4 protein-coding genes are annotated in these 3978 nt (G+C 65.3%); all 4 read right to left on the reverse strand.

Annotated features, from left to right (window positions below):
- On the reverse strand, positions 1–197 hold a 197-nt coding region (locus EB084_21215), incomplete at its 3' end, for a hypothetical protein (protein NDD30784.1).
- Positions 198–199: 2 nt separating this feature from the next.
- Positions 200–1429: a type II secretion system F family protein gene (locus tag EB084_21220; protein NDD30785.1), complete on the reverse strand. Its 1230-nt coding sequence runs from the start codon at positions 1427–1429 to the stop codon at positions 200–202.
- Between the two features lie 395 nt (positions 1430–1824).
- A complete protein-coding gene (locus tag EB084_21225; protein ID NDD30786.1) occupies positions 1825–3042 on the reverse strand; it encodes a hypothetical protein in 1218 nt (405 codons plus the stop codon).
- Between the two features lie 68 nt (positions 3043–3110).
- On the reverse strand, positions 3111–3978 hold an 868-nt coding region (gene cofH, locus EB084_21230; protein ID NDD30787.1), incomplete at its 5' end, for a 7,8-didemethyl-8-hydroxy-5-deazariboflavin synthase subunit CofH.

The raw sequence follows: 3978 nt of genomic DNA on the forward strand, positions 1-3978 counted from the left end.
TAGGGGATGGAGAGCAGGTAGTCGAGCACGGTCTGCGCCACCCGTGCCGCCTCGACGCGGGTCTGCGAGAACGAGGTGCTGTCGTGCAGCGTTGACGGGAACGCCATGAGCGCCACGGTTCCGAACATGAAGATGAGCAGTGATACCTCGACCTCGAGCAGGCTCAGCCCCCTTCGTCTGCCGTTGCGTCGCAGCACGTTCATTCTCCGGAGAGCTGCCCGTACAGCGGCAGGAAGATGGCCATCAGCACGAAGGCCACGATGAGCCCCATGCCGGCCACCATCAGCGGTTCGAGGGCCGTGAGGGTGTTGTCGAGGGTGCTGCGCACCTCCACGTCATAGTAGTTGGCGATGGCTTCGAGCAGGCTGTCGAGGGAGCCCGACTCCTCGCCGATGTAGATGGTGTAGTACACCATCGGATCGTACAGTCGGTTGGGCGGTGCGAACATCGACGCCAGGCTTCGGCCATCGGTGAGCCCTTCGATGCAGCGCATCATGTGAAGCCGGTAGATGGCGTTTCCCGCGGCGGCGCCCGCCAGGTCGAGGGCGACGGTGATCCGCGTGCCGGCCTTGATGCTGGCCTGCAGGGTGTGCAGCAGCTTGGTGACGGCGACCAGGCGCACCACCCGTCCCACGAGGGGCATTCGAATGGCCAGCATGTCGAAGCGCAGGCGGCCTCGGTAGGTTGAGATGAACCCTTTGAACAGGCGGATGTTGAACCAGAGCACCCCGCCGGCTGCCGCCAGGAAGATGGGGTTCGAGGCCACGTCGACGATGGCGATGAGGATCTTGGTCATCAGGGGGATGGGCTTGTCTCCCGCCGTGATGCCTTCGAGCAGCGAGGGCAGCACGAACACACAGGCGATGAGCGCCACCAGGCCGCAGACCACGAAGATGATGATGGGGTATGTGCTGGCGGCGCGCACCTTTGCCTTCAGCTCGGCGTTTCTCTCGTGCATGCGGCTCAGGGCGTTGAAGCTGTCACCCAGCGAGCCGTTCTCCATGCCCTGGCGCAGCAGCGCGGTCCACGTGGAGCCAAAGACGTTGGGGAAGGCGCCGAAGGCCGTCACGGGATTCTTCCCTTGTTGAAGGTCGCGGTTGATGGCGGCGGTCACGAGGCTCCACTCGACCGACTCGGTGGAGGCGCTCAGCACCTCGAACGCGCGCGTGAGAGCAACGCCGGAGTTGTACATGGTTCCGAGGGCGCGAGCGAACTGGGCCAGATCCCAGTCTGAGATCTTGATCTTCTGCAGGCTCGTCCAGTCGCCGGCGAGGGTTTCGTTCACGACGCGCTTCGCGCGCTTGTTCATCTCTGACTCGACGACGGGCGCGTAGCGGTTGACCAGATCGTTCTCGTCGAGGATCTCGATGCTGGGCGCGGGTCGTGATGGGAACTCGACCTGGACCTGGATGTCTTCGGGTTCGCTCATGCGCTCAGGTCATCCCCGTGGAGGGCAGACAGGCCGAATCGCGAGGACAAGGCCGAGCCTGCGCCTGGGCCGTGGTCCAGAAGCGCAGACAGCCCAGCTCTCGGACGCGTCGCTGCCACCGTGAAGCGTCATCGTAGCCCTCGACCTCTCTCACCGTTCCTCGAACTATACCCGATCCGCGCAGGCTCTTGAAGGATCGGTTGCTCTAAACTCTGCACAGACCATGGTCTGAATTCGCAGTACGTCTCACCACGGCCTGCAATCAGATGGATACCGTCCCCAGAGGACCCCGGTATACCACGGTAGAGCCTGGAAGGACAAGGGCAAGTGAGGAAAGGCTCTGTAAAGAGCGGCGGTCAGAGACACGCGACTGCCACAATCGCGGAGCGCGTGGGTCAGGGGTGTGGAACCTGCTTCATCACGCCCGCGTCGCTGCCGAACTTCGCTCCCGCGTCTGCCGGAAGCCCCCAGCCGAAGAACACGGATCGCACGTGCTGCACGGTGGGGTCGTCGTTCAGGCGCCCGTGCTGCATGGCCTCATGGAGCACGATGGTGTTCCCGCCGGGAAGGCCGAGGCTCGAAGACGGAACGAGGCCGTCTCCTCGGGTCAGGCCGCGCCGACCCGCGGTGGGCATGACGTCGGTGCCCACCGATAGGGTGGGAGCCACGCGCTGCTGCTGACCCGCGCGGCTGTTCAGGTCGGTCAGGAGGGGGCTGTTCTTCTCCTGGCGCAGCCAGTTCATCGATTCCCGGTCGGCGCCGCTGATACCCGCAAACTTGATGGCCCACTTCACGTCGCGATCGAGCACGTCTGCCACCAGGTCACCGAAGCGCGTACCGTGGTTGGGGGTGCCCAGCATCATGAAGCGGTTGACGCGGCTTCCCCCCTGGTCGATGTAGAGCCGGGTGTCGAGTCCCCCCATGCTGTAGCCCTCGATGTCGAGCTTGTCGTATCCGGTGGCGTTGCAGATGGCCTCGAGGTTCTGTCGCATCTCGGGGAGGTTGTGGTTGGGGCTTTGGTGCGTGTCGGTCCAGACCATCTCGAAGACCCGTCCCTGGGTGGGGGGGGGGCTCAGAGGCTGCAGTGCGCCGTCTGCGTCGAGGGTGTAGAACTGTCCCTGCTTGACGAAATAGGTCTGGCCGTCGTTGGCGCCGTTGCGGGTGAGCAGCTTCGTGAGCGCGTCGAAGGCCTTCGGCTGGGTGCTCCATCCGGGAACGATGACGAAGGGGCGGTCGATGGTGGGCGTGGGAAGCCGATCAGATGGGCGGTAGAGGGTTTCTCGCGTCTCGGTGAGGCGCCCCTCGAGACGGTAGATGAGGCCAAATCCGACCAGTCTGACTCCCGCCACGGTGTTGGCGACGGCGTGCCCGATCGCTTGACCGATGTGGCGCAGGCGGTCGCCGATGCCTTGGGTGGAGAGTGCCGGCGGGGCCTTCGCGGCTCCCGTGATCGACGCAGAGGAACGAGCGGAGGCGGTGGCGCCAAGAGACACACCGTCGGTCGCGGGCGTGCACAGACCTTCGCTGGTCGCCGGCGTCGACGCTTGACGGGTTCGCTCGGTCTGGGTCTTGGGGGTGAGGTGATTTCCTGCCCGCAGCGCGCTTGTGACCATGGCGGCCCCTCTCTGCTCTTCTAGAGGTAGCCTACCATGAGGTGTAACGCGGAGGGATTACCCGGATGTTAAAACCTCTCCACGATCGCGTAGTTCGTGGTGCGTCGCGCCGGCGTGCGCCCCAGGTCACGAATCAGGCGCACGAACCCCTCGGGCTTCATCCATTCGCCGTGAGACGCGCCGGCCGACTTCGAGATGGTCTCGTCCATGAGGGTTCCGCCGAAGTCATCGGCCCCTGCGCAGAGCACGACCTGCGACAATCGCGGTCCGAGCTTCACCCACGACACTTGAATGTGGTCGATGAAGCCCGCCAGCATCAGGCGCGCCACCGCGTGCAGACGCAGGTCTTCGAGCCCGCTCGGGCCCGGGCGGGCGACCCCAGAAGCGTACAGGGCCGTGTTGTCGTGGATGAATCCGAGGGGGACGAACTCGGTGAAGCCGCCGGTCTCGCGCTGGATGTCGCGGATGAGGCCGATGTGCGCGGCCTGGTGGCGGGGTTCGTCGACGTGCCCGTACATGATGGTCGACGTCGAGAAGAGCCCCACGCGGTGCGCGGTCTTCACGATGTCGACCCACGCCTTCGCGGAGAGCTTGTTCTTGGTGAGCACCCGTCGCACGTCGGTGTCGAGGATCTCGGCGGCGGTGCCGGGGATGCTCCCCAGACCGGCGTCTTTCAGGGTCCGCAGCACGTACTCGGCGTCGCGCTGGCTGCGCTTCGTCATGTATTGAATCTCGAAGGGCGAGTAGGCGTGGATGTGCATCGACGGCACGGCGGCCTTGATGGCGCGCACCATCTCGACGTAGTCGTCGAGTGCCATCTCCGGGTGCAGCCCCCCCTGCATGCACACCTCGGTGGCGCCCCGTTCGTGGGCCTCCACCGCGCGGCGCACCACCTCGGCCACATCGTGGCGGTAGGCCAGCGGATCGTCGGCGCGG

Source organism: Pseudomonadota bacterium (assembly GCA_010028905.1).
Lineage (GTDB): Bacteria > Vulcanimicrobiota > Xenobia > RGZZ01 > RGZZ01 > RGZZ01.

What these genes read in the sequence shown, in the direction of transcription:
- EB084_21220 (NDD30785.1), bottom strand. Translation starts at nt 1,429, where the DNA reads ATGAGCGAACCCGAAGACATCCAGGTCCAGGTCGAGTTCCCATCACGA.
- EB084_21225 (NDD30786.1), bottom strand. Translation starts at nt 3,042, where the DNA reads ATGGTCACAAGCGCGCTGCGGGCAGGAAATCACCTCACCCCCAAGACC.